This window comes from Winogradskyella vincentii (assembly GCF_020166345.1).
Classification (GTDB): domain Bacteria; phylum Bacteroidota; class Bacteroidia; order Flavobacteriales; family Flavobacteriaceae; genus Winogradskyella; species Winogradskyella vincentii.
This window is the reverse complement of record NZ_JAIUJS010000008.1, coordinates 92,971-110,812: the sequence shown is the minus strand read 5'-3', so window position 1 is coordinate 110,812 and position 17,842 is coordinate 92,971. Positions and strand designations below refer to the sequence as shown.

Genomic DNA, 17,842 nt, shown 5'->3' with positions numbered 1-17,842 from the left:
TTGCAATTGCGAGGGCTTTTTTATTTAATAAGCTCTTATTTTAGCTTTTAGAAACTTCTACTTTTTCTATAATAGTTTCTACTTCTGCATCTTTCTCAGTAGACTTTAAGTTTTCTTCAAAAGCTTTAAGTTGTGCTTCAACTTCAGCCTCAGTTCCCTTAAAAGTCTTGCTTTCAGTTACTTCTTCGCCATTTACTACCATTGTATATTCTACTGTAGCTTCGGCCTCATTACTATCTGAAATAACAATCTCCTTTTTAATTTCCTCAGTCTCATAAGAAGCCATTCCTGTGGCAGATATTGCAATACTTGGTGCTATTACCAAGGCTACAACAGACATTAACTTTAATAAGATATTTAATGAAGGACCTGAAGTATCTTTAAATGGATCACCTACAGTATCACCAACAACAGCTGCTTTGTGAGCATCAGTTCCTTTTCTTCCTTGTTCTTCAATCATCTTTTTAGCATTGTCCCATGCTCCACCTGCATTAGATTGGAATATCGCCATAAGAACACCACAAGTTGTTACACCAGCTAATAGACCACCTAACATTTCTGCTCCACCAATAAAACCAACAGCAACTGGTACGGCTATGGCTAATAGACCAGGTAATACCATTTCTTTAATAGATGCTTGTGTAGAAATCTCAACACATTTATCATATTCTGCAACACCATCAGCTTCGTCAAAAATTGCTCTTTGGGCATCTGTTGCTTTAGACATATCAGAATCAACAGCACGCATTACTTCTAATGCTGCTTTTAATTTTGGTATATCTCTAAACTGACGTCTAACTTCTTCGATCATTGCCATTGCAGCTCTACCAACCGCATTCATAGACAATGCTGAGAATACAAATGGTAACATACCACCTACTAATAGACCAGCCATTACTGTAGGCTTAGAAACGTCAATTGCAGTTACGTTTGCTGTTTTCATGAATGCAGCAAATAATGCTAATGCAGTTAAAGCTGCAGAAGCAATAGCAAATCCTTTACCAATTGCAGCAGTTGTATTTCCAACTGCATCTAATTTGTCAGTACGCTCACGTACTTCACTTGGTAATTCTGCCATCTCTGCAATACCACCTGCATTATCTGAAATTGGTCCATAAGCATCAACTGCTAATTGGATTCCTGTATTTGCAAGCATACCAACAGCTGCAATCGCAATACCATATAAACCTGCATAATAATGTGATACTAATATTGCCGCAGCAATAAGAAGAATAGGAATCATTGTAGACATCATTCCTACACCTAAACCAGCAATAATATTTGTAGCACTACCAGTTTCTGATTGCTTTACGATAGAGTTAACTGGTCTTGTGCCAGTTCCTGTATAATATTCAGTTACTTTACCAACAGCTAAACCAGCAATTAAACCAGCGATTACTGCAACAAATACTCCTGTAGCTCCACTAGGAAGCCCTTCAACAGTTTCAGGAATTAAAGCGTTTATAATAAAATAAGATGCAACTAGCATTAAACCAGCTGAACCAAACTCACCAATATTTAGAGCTGTTTGTGGGTTACCACCATCTTTAACTTTTACGAAGAATGTACCTATAATAGACATTACTATACCTACAGCTGCTAAAACTAGAGGCAAGTATACAGCACCTAAACCATTAAAGTCTGGTGTTATAATAAATGCTCCAAGAACCATAGTACCAATTATTGAGCCTACATAAGATTCAAATAAATCAGCGCCCATACCAGCAACATCTCCAACGTTATCACCAACGTTATCTGCAATTGTAGCAGGATTTAATGGGTGATCTTCAGGAATTCCAGCTTCTACCTTACCAACTAAATCGGCTCCAACGTCTGCTGCTTTAGTATAAATACCTCCACCAACACGCGCAAATAACGCAATAGATGAAGCACCTAAAGAAAATCCTGATAGTACATTTAAGACTTCATTGATTCCCCAGCCCATTTCACTGTAAATCATAAACAAACCGCTTAGCCCTAATACACCTAAGCCAACAACTCCAAGTCCCATTACAGCACCACCAGCAAAAGCTACTTCTAAAGCTTTACCTAAAGATGTTCTCGCCGCACTAGTTGTTCTTACATTTGCTTTAGTTGCAACTTTCATTCCTATGAAACCTGCAAGAGCAGAACAAATTGCACCTATAATAAAGGAAACTGCTACAACACCATTTGACCCTTCTTCATAACTACCTTTGAAGTAAAGTAGAATTGCAACTGCTACAACGAAAATTGCTAAAATTTTGTATTCAGCCTTTAAAAAGGACATTGCACCATCTGCAATATTCTTAGCAATTCTTTTCATTTTGTCCGTTCCTTGGTCTTGTTTGCTTACCCATGCACTTTTAATAAATACAAAGAGTAATGCTAAAACACCAAAAGCTGGAAGCGCTTTAATTAAAATATCCATATTAATATGTGTTAGTTAGTTACTAGTTTTTTAATGCTGCCAAAAATAGAAAAATATACCTGATAAAAAAAGCCACCCTTAATTAAAGATAGCTCATTTTAAATGCTGAATTTTTACAATAAATACATTATATAGTAAAAGTTCTTTTCTTTTTGTGTTCACTCTCTTCGTATCGTTCAACACATTGCAGATATATTTTTGTAGCTTCTTCTGCATCTCCCCAGCCACCTACATCTACTTTTTTCTTCTCTAAATCCTTATAAACCTGGAAGAAATGTTCTATTTCTTTTAAACGATGTGGGTTTAAATCATTGATATCTGATCGTTTACTCCAAACAGGATCAGAAACCGGAACGCAAATAATTTTTTCGTCCGGACCTTTTTCGTCTGTCATATGAAAAACTCCTATTGGTCTAACTTCCATTACAACCATTGGATATGACGGTTCTGTTGAAAGCACCAATACATCAAGTGGATCTTGATCTAATGCTAACGTTTCTGGCACAAATCCATAATCTCCTGGATACATCATAGATGAGAATAAAGTTCTGTCAAAACGTATTTTATTTAATGCAAAATCGTATTCGTATTTGTTTCTACTTCCTTTTGGTATTTCAATTAATACGTCAAAAGTAATTTTCTTCTTTTCTTTCATTTAATGTTTTATTAGGTTAACCCTTCTTTGGGACGTTTGATTCAATTTTCGGGCAGCGAAGATACGACATAGTAAAGGTTCTACCTAGTAAAAGGTTATGAGTATATGAATTAAATAATTTTATTCTAACAGTGTTAAATTAGAAATAAAAACCAAAACTACCTGTTACTCCAAATCGTCTTGCGTCTGGATTATTAAGATAATTCCCTCTAAAGTTGAAGTCAATTCTTAGCACTTTGAAGATATTTGCTACACCGAAGCTATATTCATAATAAACTTCAGAATCTGGCGCAATCAAAGGAAACTCTAATGGGTTACCTGTTGTACTTAATGCTATATTTTCATCAGACAACTCACCCCAAACACCTCTAAGTGCGACTATAGCTCTAAGATTATATTTCTTTAAGAAAGGAATTCTTGAAAATAATCTTCCATTGAAATTATGTTCTAAATGCAATGAGGAATACGTGTCTGTTACAAATTCATAAAAATCTAATTGCGGGAAAGTATTATATATTGAAAAGTAGGTTTGATTACCAGGAACAATACTAAGCAAGGCCAACGGAACTTCACCAAATGTTTTTCCTAGTTCTACTGAACTAACTAATCTTCCAAATCCACCAATCTGCCAAGGTTGAATATAAGATAATTGAAGTTTAGTATAATCAAAATCACTGTTAAACCAATTCTTGTCCCCTCTAGTGACTTGAGCAAACAATCGGGCGAAATTGTCATTCTTATTTTTTCGTTCCACGCCAAAGCCAGTCATCTGGCGTTTAGGGAAATAGCCTAGAGAAAATCTACTTTCAAACTGCTTAACTTCAGAACTAATTCCTGTCGTAGACGTTGGATCATTAAAATCTAAACTAAATGTTGGTGAGGCACTACTTATCTTCCTAAAACTACCATCCCATCTCACCTCCAAATTTCTTAGAGGTTCTATTGCAACACCAAAATTTGTAAGATTTATGTTAGAAAGCTTATCATTAGCTCCCGCTGTAAATACCGCATTTGAAGCTAAACTTCTACCTAATACGTCAGTAGAGCTAGTTAAACTTGCTCCTATCTGTTCTATATCTCTTCGGTGGCCACCAAAAACCGTAAGCCTGCTCTTCTTGTCCAACAGCCATTTACCAGAAATTCCATGTTTAAACTTATTATCTCTAAAGCCGTACGCTACAAAACCTTCGAGTCTCCAAAGGTCATTTGGCCCAAAATAAGTTCTTCCGCCTGTTCTTATTCGTAAACCTTCAACATCATTAAATCCAAATGTTGAGAATATTGGCCCATAATCAAAATTAATACTTGGAAACTCTACATAACCAGATGCCAGAATGCTTCCTAAATTATACAGTCGTTTAAACTTTTTAACTGTCTTTAGAGTATCTAACATTGTATAGACACCTTTTTCGTCTTTATTGAGAGCTTCTAACCTATTTTGATCCCAAAAATCTTCGCCCCTATTATATACGTCTGCATCGTAATTATAAACTACTTGGTCATAATATTTAGGATCTTTTGGGTCGTTAAATTTATAGTTGTCATATAATGTAGTACGTTTACCATAAACACCACGAGATTTCTCTTTCTTATTAAAAGCAAAATCAGATAAAAAATAATCTCGTTTTATTAAAAACACAGAGTCGTTCAACACCTCAAATTCTTGCTCAATATAAATTTCTTTTACCCAGTTTATATTGGCACTCTTTGAGGCCTGCATATTAATTTCTTTTATAGCATAGGTAGAGTCGTTAACCCAAAAATCTCCCTTAAAGGTCAGTTCATTTTTCCGCCTTGGATAGTAAATAATATTATAACACCATTTGTTATCAATAAAGGCACTATCTGATAGCACATAATTGTAGGTCTGAACACCAGACCTGCCCAATGGACTCACAAAGCTTTTATCAAAGAACTTTATGTAATTGTCATATACATTGTACTCTGAATATAAGTCGTCAATAAAGTCTATAATGACTTGATTATTGCTAAAGCCACTGTTTTTGTTTCCTACTAAATCTTGACGCTCTTTATTAAGAATATTATCTCCAGAAACTTTCTTTACGGATTCATTCAAAAATATTGGCAAATAGGTTTTACCTGTTACACTAGAAGTATCTACTTCTTCAAAAACAAACTCCATCCCTCTAAACAACTTACTTTTAATCAAAGAACTATCGATTGTATTAAGGTCAAACTCTACCTTTTCATATTGATCGTATTCATATTGATTAAATTGATTAAGTCCATTTTGACGTTTCCTTTCCCAAATTTTCTCTAGCAATTTAACCGCAGGATTTTCTGAGGCTTTCTTAGATTGTTTACCGGTTATTATTACAACCTCATCTAATGAGGATGCCTCTTCTTTCAAAATAAATTTTAAATTAAAATTGACACTTTTTGTAAGTGGTATTTCTAGAAGCTCATAGCCAATAAAAGATACGATAAGCGTGTCCCACTTTTCATCAGATTCAAGATAAAATCGTCCGTTTTCGTTAGTTGTTGTCCCCTCTGTTGAGCCTTTAAATAGGATATTTGCATATGCAATAGGTTCGTTATATTCATCAAAAACATAACCACTAACCTTTGTCTGGGCATATGCACAAATTGATGAAATGGTTAATAGAAAGGAAAGTAGTTTTATTTTCATATTAAAAAACAGACTTCATCGACAACCAAACTTTTAAGGTCTCTACGGTTATCAATGAAGTCTATTTAACGCAAAAAACTGCGAATTATTTATTTATACATCACTTTTTTCACTGCTTTAACAACATCGTCACTATTAGGTAACCATTCAGCTAGTAATACTGGTGAGTAAGGTGCTGGAGTATCAGCGGTATTAATTTTTACGATTGGTGCATCGAGATAATCAAATGCTTCAGACTGAACTAAATATGTAATCTCAGTAGCAACATTACCAAAAGGCCAAGCTTCCTCTAAAACTACAAGTCTATTCGTTTTCTTAACAGAATCAAGAATGGCTTTTCTATCCATTGGTCTAACCGTTCTCAAATCTATAATCTCACAGCTTATTCCTTCTTCTGCAAGCACGTCTGCGGCCTTATATGCTTCTTTAATAATTTTACCAAACGAAACTATAGTAACATCAGTTCCCTCCCTTTTAATTTCTGCAACACCGATAGGAATTGTATATTCTCCTTCTGGCACTTCGCCCTTATCACCATACATTTGCTCACTTTCCATAAAAATAACAGGATCGTCATCTCTGATGGCTGATTTTAATAATCCCTTTGCATCATATGGGTTAGAAGGTACTATAACTTTTAAACCTGGTGTATTCGCAAACCAGCTTTCAAAGGCCTGTGAGTGGGTTGCTGCCAATTGTCCTGCTGAAGCAGTAGGTCCTCTAAATACAATAGGGCACTTAAACTGACCTCCAGACATCTGTCTAATCTTCGCAGCATTATTGATAATTTGATCAATACCAACTAAAGAGAAGTTAAAAGTCATGTACTCCACAATTGGTCTATTACCTGTCATTGTAGAACCAATGGCTATACCAGCAAATCCTAATTCTGCAATTGGAGTATCTAAAACTCGCTTTGGACCAAATTCATCAAGCATTCCTTTTGATGCTTTATAGGCACCATTATATTCAGCCACTTCCTCGCCCATTAGATAAACGCTTTCGTCGCGACGCATTTCTTCGCTCATTGCTTCGCAAACAGCTTCTCTAAATTGAATTGTCTTCATTATCTATTTTTTAATCGAGTAGCAAAAATAGGAATAAATGAAAAACTATATATGTCAAATTTCTTTAAAATTTATTATGCGTGCATAGTAAATATTCGAAATAAAATATTTATCTTCGCTACCGCAATAAATAGGGCTTTCAATCGCCTTAAATTGTTATAAAAATGTAAATATTTTTGGCATTTACGATAACGTTCTCGTAATGTAAAAAAGCATTAATAAAAACTAAATAATATATAAATATGAAGATTTTAGTGTGTATTAGTCATGTACCTGATACAACATCAAAGATTAATTTCACTGATGGTGACACGAAATTTGACACCAATGGTGTTCAGTTTGTAATAAATCCTAATGACGAATTTGGATTAACACGTGCCATGTGGTTTAAAGAAAAACAAGGAGCAAGTGTTGACGTTGTAAATGTTGGAGGACCAGAAACAGAACCTACATTAAGAAAAGCTTTAGCGATTGGTGCAGACGCCGCAATTAGAGTTAACACAGAAGCTACTGATGGTTTTGCCGTGGCAAAACAATTAGCCAAAGTTGTTAAAGACGGCGCCTACGATCTCGTTATTGCTGGTCGTGAATCTATTGATTATAATGGAGGTATGGTACCAGGAATGTTGGCATCATTAATAGGCGCAAATTTTGTTGCCAATTGTATAGGTTTAGAAATTGAAGGTACTAGTGCTAAGGCCGTAAGAGAAATAGATGGTGGTAAAGAAACTGTTTCTACATCTCTTCCTTTGGTTATAGGAGGTCAGAAAGGATTGGTAGAAGAAAGTGACTTGAGAATCCCTAACATGAGAGGTATTATGATGGCGAGAAAAAAACCTCTAAACGTAATGGAACCAATAGATCCAAGTGCTGAAACCAATGCTACAAGTTTTGAAAAACCAGCACCAAAAGGAGCCGTTAAATTGGTTGATGCAGATAATGTAGATGAATTAGTAAGCTTACTTCATAATGAAGCTAAGGTGATTTAAAAAAACAAGTTATGTCAGTTATAGTATATACAGAATCAGAAAAAGGAAAATTTAAGAAAGCCGCATTTGAAGTTGTTTCTTATGCTAAGGCAGTTGCAGATCAAATGGGTACTTCAGTTACTGCAGTGACAATAAATGCAGAAAATGCAGAAAGTCTAGGTAACTATGGAGCATCAAAAGTATTGTCTGTCAATAATGCAAACCTAGATACATTTAACGCCAAACAATATGCTTCAGTAATAGAGCAAGCCGTAAAGCAAGATGGCGGAAATGTGGTAATTGTTAGCTCTAGCGCAGATAGTAAATATTTGGCTCCTTTATTGGCGGTTGGATTAGAAGCAGGTTATGTTTCAAATGTAGTTGAAGCACCATCAAGTGCATCACCTTTTACAGTAAAAAGAACAGCTTTTACAAACAAGGCCTTCGCCAATACAGAAATTAGCACAGATATAAAACTAGTAGGACTCTCAAATAATTCATTTGGATTAGTAGAATCTGGAGGAAGTGCCTCAGTTGAGGAATTTACTCCTTCAATACCAGACTCAGGAGTATCAGTAGAATCTGTTGATAAGGCAACCGATAAGGTAAGTATTGCAGATGCCGAAATTGTTGTTTCTGGAGGTAGAGGATTAAAAGGTCCTGAAAACTGGGCTTTAGTAGAAGATTTAGCTGAAGTTCTTGGAGCTGCAACAGCATGTTCAAAACCTGTATCAGATTTAGGCTGGAGACCTCATAGTGAACACGTTGGACAAACAGGCAAACCTGTTGCTTCTAACTTATATATAGCTATTGGTATTTCTGGCGCTATACAGCATTTAGCTGGTATAAATTCTTCTAAGGTAAAAGTCGTAATTAATACTGATTCTGAAGCTCCTTTCTTTAAAGCAGCAGATTATGGTATTGTTGGTGACGCTTTTGAAGTAGTACCAAAATTAACAGAAAAATTAAAAGCTTTTAAAGCACAAAACGCATAAATTTATTAACTTGTATTGTCAATAGGACTGTTTAAATTTGGAATGTCACTGACGCATTATAATTATTGTTTGTTCAGTTAAAAAACCAAAACTGTTAAATACAGTTGGTAAAGTCCAAATTTAAACGGTTCTTTGTGTTTTACATTTTATGAGCTTAGTTCGTTTAAATATAAAGGGAATTTCCTATAGCCAAACTCAGAATGGTGCTTATGCGTTAATACTCAATGAAGTTGATGGCGACAGAAAACTTCCTATTGTGATTGGAGCCTTTGAAGCTCAATCCATAGCAATTGCCCTAGAAAAGGAAATTAGACCTCCTCGACCATTAACACACGATTTATTTAAAAATTTTGCGGATCGATTTGACATTGTTGTTAAGCAGGTGATTATTCATAAACTTGTGGATGGTGTCTTCTATTCGAGCTTAATTTGCGAACGCGATAAAATTGAGGAAATTATAGACGCCAGAACTAGTGACGCAATCGCTTTAGCATTAAGGTTTCAGGCTCCAATTTTTACATATAAAAACATCTTAGACAAGGCAGGAATCTATCTTAAGGTAAATCCTAAAAAAGAGGATGAGGAAGAAGATAGTATTTTGGTTGACGATCTTGTTGCTGAAGAAATTGAAACTGCAGTAATTGAGCAAGAAGGTTACAAAGATAAATCTTTAGATGAGCTGAAAACACTTCTTGATGAGGCTGTGAACAATGAAGATTATGAGAAAGCTGCCAAGATACGAGATGAAATTTCTAAGCGTTAACTAATCAACAACTTCGATGACAAAATTTTTCAAAGCCCTATTAGCTTTTTTTATTGCACTCTCTACAATAACAGCTCAAGAGCTTGAAAAAACCTGGCAATTCGAATCTATTAAAGATACTTCAGGACAAAATTTGTTCAATACCATTGAATCAGATACACTTAGATTTGATGCCGGAAAATTTAATTATTCACTTGACGCAAAGAATAATTTAAGGGCGTCTGGTGACTATTTGCATCAAAACAATGTATTAGTACTCTATTATTCCTCACCAAAAGATACCATAAGACATTATAGAATTAAGGAATTAACGGATTCTACCTTAGTTTTTACGGAAAATAACATCGCTTATAGCTACAAACCTTTTATTAAGGATAAGGTAATTACAAATGATATTATACCAAGTCAAGGGTTTACACTCAATAGTCTAATGCGTGGTGCATTGGGTATGTTGGTTTTATTAATAATCGCGTTTCTATTAAGTAAAAATCGAAAAGCTATTAATTGGCGCACAGTTGGATTTGGATTACTTGCCCAATTAGTTTTGGCTGTTGGAGTTCTCAAAGTACCATTTGTTCAGTCAGCATTTGAATGGGTTGGTGGTCTGTTTATTAGTGTTCTCGATTTTACTATGGCTGGAACAAAATTTCTATTTGCATCATTCAGCACCAATGAAATTGCAGATTCTTTAATGACGTTTGCAGTTTCAATTTTACCTACTATAATATTCTTCTCTGCCCTAACTTCAGTCTTATTCTATCTTGGAATAATCCAGAAAGTAGTAAAAGGAATGGCGTGGTTACTCACCAAATTATTACAGATTTCTGGAGCTGAGAGCTTAAGTGTTGCAGGTAATATCTTTTTGGGCCAAACCGAATCACCATTGATGATTAAGGCCTACTTAGAAAAGATGACAAAGTCAGAAATCCTTTTAGTGATGATTGGTGGAATGGCAACTGTGGCAGGTGGAGTTTTGGCAGCTTATATTGGCTTTTTGGGTGGTTCAGATGAAGCACTTAGATTATTCTATGCTAAGCATTTATTAACAGCTTCAGTAATGGCAGCTCCAGGAGCAATTGTAATTTCAAAGATATTATACCCTCAACAGGAAAAAATCAATTCTGAAATAAAAATAACTCAAGATAAAATAGGCTCAAATATATTAGATGCTATTGCTAACGGTACTACCGAAGGATTAAAATTAGCAGTTAATGTTGGTGCTATGCTTCTAGTTTTCCTTGCTTTTATCGCAATGATAAATGGTATCCTAGGATGGGCTGGTGATATTACAAATCTAAATAGTTGGATTGCCAGTAATACAACCTATTCTGAGTTTTCACTAGAGTTTATTCTTGGTTATACATTTGCGCCATTAATGTGGTTAATTGGTGTGGCAAAAGAAGATATTGCCCTAATGGGACAACTATTAGGAATCAAATTAGCAGCAAGTGAATTTGTGGGTTATATTCAACTGGCCGAACTAAAAAATCCGGCACAATTGCTTCATTTGAAATATCAGAAATCTATTATCATGGCTACATATATGTTGTGTGGTTTCGCAAATTTCGCTTCTATAGGTATACAAATTGGAGGTATAGGATCCTTAGCACCTGGTCAACGTAAAACTTTATCTGAGTTTGGCATTAAGGCTCTTATTGGAGGTACTTTAGCTTCGCTTTTATCTGCTACAATTGCAGGTATGATCATTGGTTAAGCAAACCAATTTAAACGTTACAAAATCTAATAGTAAACGTTAATAACTTTTAATATCTGACAAACTCTTTAGTCCAAATTTAATTGACTTTTTAATTAAATTCGTTCCCGAATAATTTTCTAAAAAATTCTAGCCCAAACAGGACTGGACATATTACGCTTATGAAACAATATCACGACTTAGTAAAACATGTATTAGAAAACGGCAATGAAAAAAGTGATAGAACAGGCACTGGTACAAAGAGCGTTTTTGGTTATCAAATGCGATTTGATTTAAGTGAAGGTTTCCCGATGGTCACAACCAAAAAATTACATCTTAAATCTATAATATATGAATTGCTTTGGTTTTTAAGAGGTGACACAAATATTAACTACTTAAATGAAAATGGTGTTAGAATTTGGAATGAATGGGCTGATGAAAATGGTGACTTAGGACCAGTTTACGGTCATCAATGGCGCAATTGGGCAAGTGAAGATATTGACCAAATAAAGGCGGTAATTGAAGGTTTAAAAAGAAATCCAGATAGCAGAAGAATGTTAGTATCTGCTTGGAACCCTTCAGTATTACCAGACACCTCAAAATCATTTTCAGAGAATGTAGCTAATGGCAAAGCAGCCCTACCACCATGCCATGCTTTCTTTCAGTTTTATGTTGCAGACGGAAAACTCTCTTGTCAATTATATCAAAGAAGTGCAGATATATTTTTGGGTGTACCGTTTAATATTGCATCCTATGCATTATTTACCATGATGATGGCACAAGTTTGTGGATTCGAAGCGGGTGAATTTATTCATACGTTTGGAGATGCCCATATCTATAATAATCATTTAGAGCAGTTAGAATTACAACTTTCCCGAGATATTAGACCATTGCCAAAAATGATTTTGAATCCTGAAGTAAAAGACATTTTCGATTTCAAATTTGAAGACTTTACTTTAGTAGATTATAATCCACATCCACATATTAAAGGTATAGTTGCAGTTTAAATTAAAAAACTATCAATAAAAAAGCGCCTCAAAATTGAGGCGCTTTTTTATTGATTAATAGCACATTAATAATTACAAATTCAAAACGCCATTCTCAGCTCCTGCATAATCACTCCATGCATAAGCATCCGCTTGCTCATCATTGATGTAAGTACCATCAACAACATATCTAAATTCGTAAGAATTGTCTTTTTCTAAATCAACGGTTCCTTTAAAGGTTCCGCTTTTTAATTTCTTAAGTTTTACAGCTTTCTTCTCGTTCCATTCATTGAATGTTCCAACTACTGCTACTTTTTTTGCTTCTTCCGCAGGCACAGAAAATGTAACCTTACATACTGGCTTGCTTTTTAAATACTGCTTTTTAATTGCCATAATAGATAGATTTAATTATGGGTCAAAAGTATAAAAGAATAAATCACTAAATAAACATTAATTCACTTAAGTCCAAAGAATTATTACTTTCATAAAATAGCATTAGATTTTTGATAAAATACATATTTTTATAAGACTAATTTTATGAGATTATCAACGTTCTGAAAATGTTATTAAGCCTTGATTATCAACTATATCGTTTGCGTTAAACTAACGATTCTAAACTCTGAGGAAAACTAAAACGTTTTAGTGAAAATTAGGTATCTTTAACCATTCAAATTTCAGTTATGTTTGGAAAGAAAAAACAAGTTTCTTCAATAGATAAAGATCAATTAGAACTCATTGAATATGCACAAAAAAGAATAAGGCAAAAAAAACGTCTATATATTCATTTTGTTGTTTTTCTTATTGGTGCTGTGTTCTTGATTATTGCTAATACAGTATTAGGAATTGGCAAAGATTTTACCATTGCTGGTGTTAATTGGTTTGTTTATGCCATATTGGCTTGGCTTTTTCTATTTATATATCACTTTATTAATGTGTTTATAACCAATAAATTCATGGGTAAGGAATGGGAAAAATTACAATTAGATAAGCTTGTAAACTTGCAGCAATCACGCATCGATGCCTTAAAAAAGGATTTTCTTAAAGAAGAATCTAAAATAGCGCAATCTCAAGCCTATAACGAAGCACAATCTCAACCCGAGATTTCAGAAAAAAAAAAGACTAAGGAATTAACTGTTATTGTTGCGGCAGGAGAAAATAACGCTATTGGTAAAGACAATGACCTCATTTGGCATTTAAGCAATGATCTGAAACGATTTAAAAAATTAACCAATGGGCATCATATTATAATGGGGCGTAAAACTTTTGAAAGCTTTCCGAAGCCTCTTCCAAATCGCACACATATTGTTATTACTAGACAAGAAGACTATAAAGCTCCTGAAGGTGTAATTATTGTCAATAGCTTAGAAGATGCAATTGATGCTGCTAAAAATGACGACCAACCTTTTATAATAGGTGGTGGAGAAATATACAAGCAATCTATTAGTCTTGCCGATAAACTCGAAATCACTAGGGTTCACGCTACTTTTGATAATGCTGATACGTTTTTTCCAGAAATTGATAAATCCATTTGGAAAGAGGTTAGCAGAATATTACATGATGCCGATGAAAAACATGCACATGCCTTTTCATTTGTAACGTATTTGAGAAAATAAATATTCCTATTTTTGCATCACTAAATTTAAATGAAAATGAACGCATATATATTTCCAGGACAAGGTGCTCAATTCTCAGGCATGGGCTTAGATCTCTATGAAAAATCTCCATTAGCACAAGAGTTATTTGAGAGAGCCAATGATATATTAGGATTTCATATCACTGATATTATGTTTCAAGGCTCTGCAGAAGATCTTAAGCAAACAAAGGTTACCCAACCAGCTATCTTTCTTCATTCTGTAATTCTTGCCAAAACAATTGGAGATAACTTTAAACCAGACATGGTTGCAGGTCATTCACTCGGTGAATTTTCTGCCTTAGTTGCAAATGGTGCTTTAACTTTTGAGGATGGATTAAACTTAGTGTCACAGCGTGCACAGGCTATGCAAAAAGCATGTGAGCTACAACCTAGTACAATGGCAGCTGTATTAGGATTAGATGATGATATTGTAGAAAAAGTATGTGCAATGACTGAAGGAGTTGTAGTTGCTGCTAATTATAATTGCCCAGGTCAACTGGTGATTTCAGGAGAAATTGAAGCAATAAATAAAGCCTGTGAAACCCTTAAGGAGGAAGGTGCAAGACGCGCATTAGTATTGCCTGTTGGTGGTGCATTTCACTCTCCTATGATGGAACCAGCAAGAGAAGAATTGGCAAGCGCCATTGAAAACACAAATTTTAGTAAGCCTAATTGTCCTATATACCAAAATGTAACTGCTTCGGCAATTACAGATGAAAATGAAATAAAAGGTAATTTAATTTCTCAGTTAACGGCACCAGTACGTTGGACACAGTCCGTGCAACAAATGGTGGCTGATGGTGCCACACATTTTACAGAAGTAGGACCTGGTAGGGTATTGCAAGGCCTAGTTAAAAAAATACATAAAGAGGCTGAAACCTCTTCTGCCAGTTTAGATTCTAACGCCTAACATCATCCATTTTGAATAGAAACGTATTTATTACTCTACTTATAGCTTTTAACATTGCTATTGACCAAATCTCAAAAAAAATTGTTAGGTCTAATATGATTGAAGGTGCACGTGGTGAAATTGACATCATTAAAGACTACTTTCAACTAATTTGGGTAGAAAATAAAGGAGCTTTTCTAGGTATGGGCAGTGATATGAATCCTACCTTGAAATTAATTTTTCTATTAATCTTACCAACTATAGTGCTTGGTTATGTCATTTATTACATTGTAAAAACCAAAGACCTAGACCGAACAAGTTTAATTGCTTTTTGTTGCATTGTTGGCGGTGGAATCGCAAACGTATTTGACCGTATTGTCTACGGACAAGTTACCGATTTTTTCTTTATTAAAATTACCGATACGATAAAAACAGGTATCTTCAATGTAGCTGACCTGTCTGTAACAACAGGTATGATTATGCTTCTATTTAGTGGTGTAGTTAGTAAGAAGAAAAATAAAAACGAGATTGCCTAGCGTTCTAACATGCAATGCTTGCAATCTTTTACCTCACCATAATATGTCTCACGATATTTATGGATAGTTTTATATGGAATATTGAGGATTTGTTTTTTGATATAGGTTACGTTTGTCTTTAAACATCCCATTTTTTTTGTAAACCTTGTCTCGACTCTAGTTTGTCGTTTTACGCTTATCAATTTCATTTTTAATCAATTATCATTAAATGCAAAACAACAAAGACTAAAAAGCAATCCCAAGTATAAGCTGTTAAAATAATGTTAACCCGTAAAAAGACAAGGTAAGACTATTGTTTAAAAATAGTACCATCCTTCATTACAAAACTGACATTCTCCATTGTAGAAATGTCCTTAGTAGGATCTTCGTCTACCGCAATAATATCCGCTAAGTAACCAGACTCTATGACTCCTAGTTTTCCTTCCATGCCCAATAATTTAGCATTAGTAATTGTTGCAGACTTAATACTGAACATAGGTGACCAGCCAGCCTCTACCATATAAATAAATTCTTTTGCATTTTCGCCATGAGGAAAAACACCTGCATCAGTACCAAAAGCTATTGGAACATTTTCTTTAACTACCATACTAAAAGTATCATCAAGAACTTCCATAGTACTTGCAATTTTTGGTAATATTACATCTGGATAATAGTTTGGTATTTTAGCTTTCTCCTCAACGTATCTACCTGCAGATAAAGTTGGTACCAGATAAGTATTATTCTCTTTCATTAATTTGGCAACTTCTGCATCCATAAAGGAACCGTGCTCAATAGTTTGTACACCACCGATAACTGCTCGCTTCATCCCTTCTTTGCCATGGGCATGAGCAGCTACAACCATTCCGTATTCCTCTGCTGTTTTGACTATTTCGTTTACTTCCTCTTGAGTAAACTGGGCATTCTGACCATTTTTTGCAACACTCAAAACACCACCAGTTGCTGTGATTTTAATTAAATCTGCTCCATTCTTGTAACGTTGCCTTACAGCTTTTCTAGCATCTTCTGGGCTATTAATAACACCTTCAGCAGGACCGGGATCTCCCATTAAATCTTTACGCATACCGTTTGTTGGGTCGGCGTGTCCACCTGTTGTCCCAATAGCTTTTTCAGCAGTATAGATTCTAGGGCCAGACACTATTCCTTTATTTATTGCATCACGTAAAGAAACATTTACACCAGACCCTCCTAAGTCTCTAACCGTAGTGAAGCCAGATAATAGTGTTCTATTTGCAATTTCTGCAGAAACAAATGCCACATCAGATTTATTCTTTGTAAAACGATCCAAATAACGCGTCGGACTTGTTTCTCCTTCGATATGTACATGCATATCAATTAATCCAGGCATTACCGTTTTAGATTTTAAATCAATAATAACATCATCTGGATTTTCTGAAGTAATAAAACCGTCATTTACAGAGACAATAGTATTACCTTTTATAACAATTGTTTTTTCATTTAAAACTTTACCTGATTTAGTGTCTATAAGATTACCACAGTGCAAATAGGTGTTTTGCGCCACTATTGTTAGAGTAAATGTAAATGCTAAGATGTTCAGTAAAGTCTTCATATTGATTTTATTTTTTTCTAATTTTTTTCTCCCAATTCCAGGCAGACGCCATGGCATCATCTAACGTGGATTCTGTTTTCCAACCCAGGACTTTATTGGCATGTGTTGTGTCTGCATACGCTGCGATTACATCACCTTCTCTTCTATCCACAATTTTATAGTTCAATTTTTGGCCTGATACTTTTTCAAAAGATTGAATAACTTCTAATACAGAACTCCCTTTGCCAGTGCCCAAATTAAACACCTCATAATTTGAATCACTTTTATTTTCAATAAGACGTTCTAATGCAATAACATGTGCTTTGGCAAGATCCACAACATGAATATAATCTCTAATACACGTACCATCCTCTGTAGGATAATCATCTCCAAAAACAGACAATTGATCTCTCATTCCAATTCCTGTCTGGGTAATATAAGGCACTAAGTTCTGTGGAACACCAATTGGTAATTCACCAATATCAGATGTCGGATGCGCGCCAATTGGATTAAAATATCTCAATGCGATTGCATTTAAATCTTTATTTACCTTGCAGGTGTCTCTTATGATTTCCTCACCTATTTGTTTGGTGTTTCCATAAGGAGATTCTGCAGGTTTTACAGGTGCAGATTCAGTAACCGGTAGTTTGTCTGCTTGACCATAAACTGTACATGAAGAACTAAAAATGAAATTTTTATTATCTAGTTGACATAAATTTTGCAACATGTAAACTAGTGTATTAATATTATTTTCATAGTACATTAAAGGCTCTTTTACACTTTCACCTACCGCCTTACTAGCTGCAAAGTGAATAACACCTGTTATATCCTTATGCTTTTCAAAAAACTGATCTGTACTTTGCTTATCTCTTAGATCTAACTTCTCAAATGCAGGTCTCTTATTTGTAATTTTTGTAATGCCTTCAATGACATCAATTGAAGAGTTACTCAGATTGTCTATAATAACAACCTCAAAGCCTTTATTTTGCAGTTCAACTACGGTGTGAGATCCTATGAAACCTAAACCACCTGTTACTAATACTTTCATTAA

The 17,842-nt window shown here is 34.7% G+C and carries 16 protein-coding genes; 8 read left to right on the top strand and 8 right to left on the bottom strand.

Annotation, left to right across the window (positions count from 1 at the left end):
* Positions 1-40: 40 nt before the first annotated feature.
* From LBV24_RS13100 to LBV24_RS13085, 4 genes are all read right to left on the bottom strand, one after another.
* On the bottom strand, positions 41-2,410 hold the full coding sequence (locus tag LBV24_RS13100; RefSeq protein ID WP_224479110.1) for a sodium-translocating pyrophosphatase: 2,370 nt from the start codon (positions 2,408-2,410) through the stop codon (positions 41-43).
* Between the two features lie 127 nt (positions 2,411-2,537).
* Positions 2,538-3,065: an inorganic diphosphatase gene (locus LBV24_RS13095; RefSeq protein ID WP_224479109.1), complete on the bottom strand. Its 528-nt coding sequence runs from the start codon at positions 3,063-3,065 to the stop codon at positions 2,538-2,540.
* Positions 3,066-3,204: 139 nt separating this feature from the next.
* Positions 3,205-5,715, bottom strand: a complete 2,511-nt coding sequence (locus LBV24_RS13090) for a DUF5686 and carboxypeptidase-like regulatory domain-containing protein (RefSeq protein ID WP_224479108.1) — start codon at positions 5,713-5,715, stop codon at positions 3,205-3,207.
* Positions 5,716-5,804: 89 nt separating this feature from the next.
* Positions 5,805-6,782 (bottom strand): pyruvate dehydrogenase complex E1 component subunit beta, encoded by a 978-nt coding sequence (locus LBV24_RS13085; protein ID WP_224479107.1) that lies wholly within the window; start codon positions 6,780-6,782, stop codon positions 5,805-5,807.
* A 242-nt stretch (positions 6,783-7,024) separates the two neighbouring features.
* On the opposite strand from LBV24_RS13085, the gene LBV24_RS13080 reads away from it, so the two are divergent.
* From LBV24_RS13080 to LBV24_RS13060, 5 genes are all read left to right on the top strand, one after another.
* The gene (locus LBV24_RS13080) at positions 7,025-7,771 is read left to right on the top strand and encodes an electron transfer flavoprotein subunit beta/FixA family protein (RefSeq protein WP_224479106.1); all 747 of its coding nucleotides are present in this window, start codon (positions 7,025-7,027) and stop codon (positions 7,769-7,771) included.
* Positions 7,772-7,782: 11 nt separating this feature from the next.
* Positions 7,783-8,745 (top strand): electron transfer flavoprotein subunit alpha/FixB family protein, encoded by a 963-nt coding sequence (locus LBV24_RS13075; RefSeq protein ID WP_224479105.1) that lies wholly within the window; start codon positions 7,783-7,785, stop codon positions 8,743-8,745.
* A gap of 148 nt (positions 8,746-8,893) precedes the next feature.
* Complete coding sequence (locus tag LBV24_RS13070) at positions 8,894-9,508, top strand: bifunctional nuclease family protein (protein WP_224479104.1); 615 nt, start codon at positions 8,894-8,896, stop codon at positions 9,506-9,508.
* Positions 9,509-9,524: 16 nt separating this feature from the next.
* Positions 9,525-11,222, top strand: a complete 1,698-nt coding sequence (locus LBV24_RS13065; RefSeq protein WP_224479103.1) for a nucleoside transporter C-terminal domain-containing protein — start codon at positions 9,525-9,527, stop codon at positions 11,220-11,222.
* Positions 11,223-11,383: 161 nt separating this feature from the next.
* Positions 11,384-12,208, top strand: coding sequence for a thymidylate synthase (locus LBV24_RS13060; RefSeq protein ID WP_224479102.1), 825 nt, complete (start codon positions 11,384-11,386; stop codon positions 12,206-12,208).
* A 72-nt stretch (positions 12,209-12,280) separates the two neighbouring features.
* Here LBV24_RS13060 and LBV24_RS13055 read toward each other — a convergent pair whose 3' ends face one another.
* Complete coding sequence (locus LBV24_RS13055) at positions 12,281-12,580, bottom strand: isoamylase early set domain-containing protein (RefSeq protein WP_224479101.1); 300 nt, start codon at positions 12,578-12,580, stop codon at positions 12,281-12,283.
* Positions 12,581-12,867: 287 nt separating this feature from the next.
* Here LBV24_RS13055 and LBV24_RS13050 point away from each other — a divergent pair, with 287 nt between their 5' ends.
* From LBV24_RS13050 to lspA, 3 genes are read left to right on the top strand one after another with little or no spacing between them, the layout of a single operon-like run.
* A complete protein-coding gene (locus tag LBV24_RS13050; RefSeq protein ID WP_224479100.1) occupies positions 12,868-13,800 on the top strand; it encodes a dihydrofolate reductase in 933 nt (310 codons plus the stop codon).
* Positions 13,801-13,836: 36 nt separating this feature from the next.
* Positions 13,837-14,730: an ACP S-malonyltransferase gene (gene fabD, locus LBV24_RS13045; protein ID WP_224479099.1), complete on the top strand. Its 894-nt coding sequence runs from the start codon at positions 13,837-13,839 to the stop codon at positions 14,728-14,730.
* A gap of 11 nt (positions 14,731-14,741) precedes the next feature.
* Complete coding sequence (gene lspA / locus LBV24_RS13040; RefSeq protein WP_224479098.1) at positions 14,742-15,245, top strand: signal peptidase II; 504 nt, start codon at positions 14,742-14,744, stop codon at positions 15,243-15,245.
* Here the strand turns inward: lspA and LBV24_RS13035 are convergent.
* The 3 genes from LBV24_RS13035 to galE all read right to left on the bottom strand — a co-directional run bounded on the left by LBV24_RS13035 (position 15,242) and on the right by galE (position 17,839).
* Positions 15,242-15,433 (bottom strand): hypothetical protein, encoded by a 192-nt coding sequence (locus LBV24_RS13035; protein ID WP_224479097.1) that lies wholly within the window; start codon positions 15,431-15,433, stop codon positions 15,242-15,244. The genes lspA and LBV24_RS13035 overlap by 4 nt on opposite strands.
* A 101-nt stretch (positions 15,434-15,534) precedes the next feature.
* Positions 15,535-16,812 carry a metal-dependent hydrolase family protein gene (locus LBV24_RS13030; protein ID WP_224479096.1) on the bottom strand — a complete coding sequence of 426 codons (1,278 nt, stop codon included), beginning with the start codon at positions 16,810-16,812 and terminating at the stop codon, positions 15,535-15,537.
* A gap of 7 nt (positions 16,813-16,819) precedes the next feature.
* Positions 16,820-17,839: a UDP-glucose 4-epimerase GalE gene (galE, locus tag LBV24_RS13025; protein WP_224479095.1), complete on the bottom strand. Its 1,020-nt coding sequence runs from the start codon at positions 17,837-17,839 to the stop codon at positions 16,820-16,822.
* Positions 17,840-17,842: the final 3 nt, after the last annotated feature.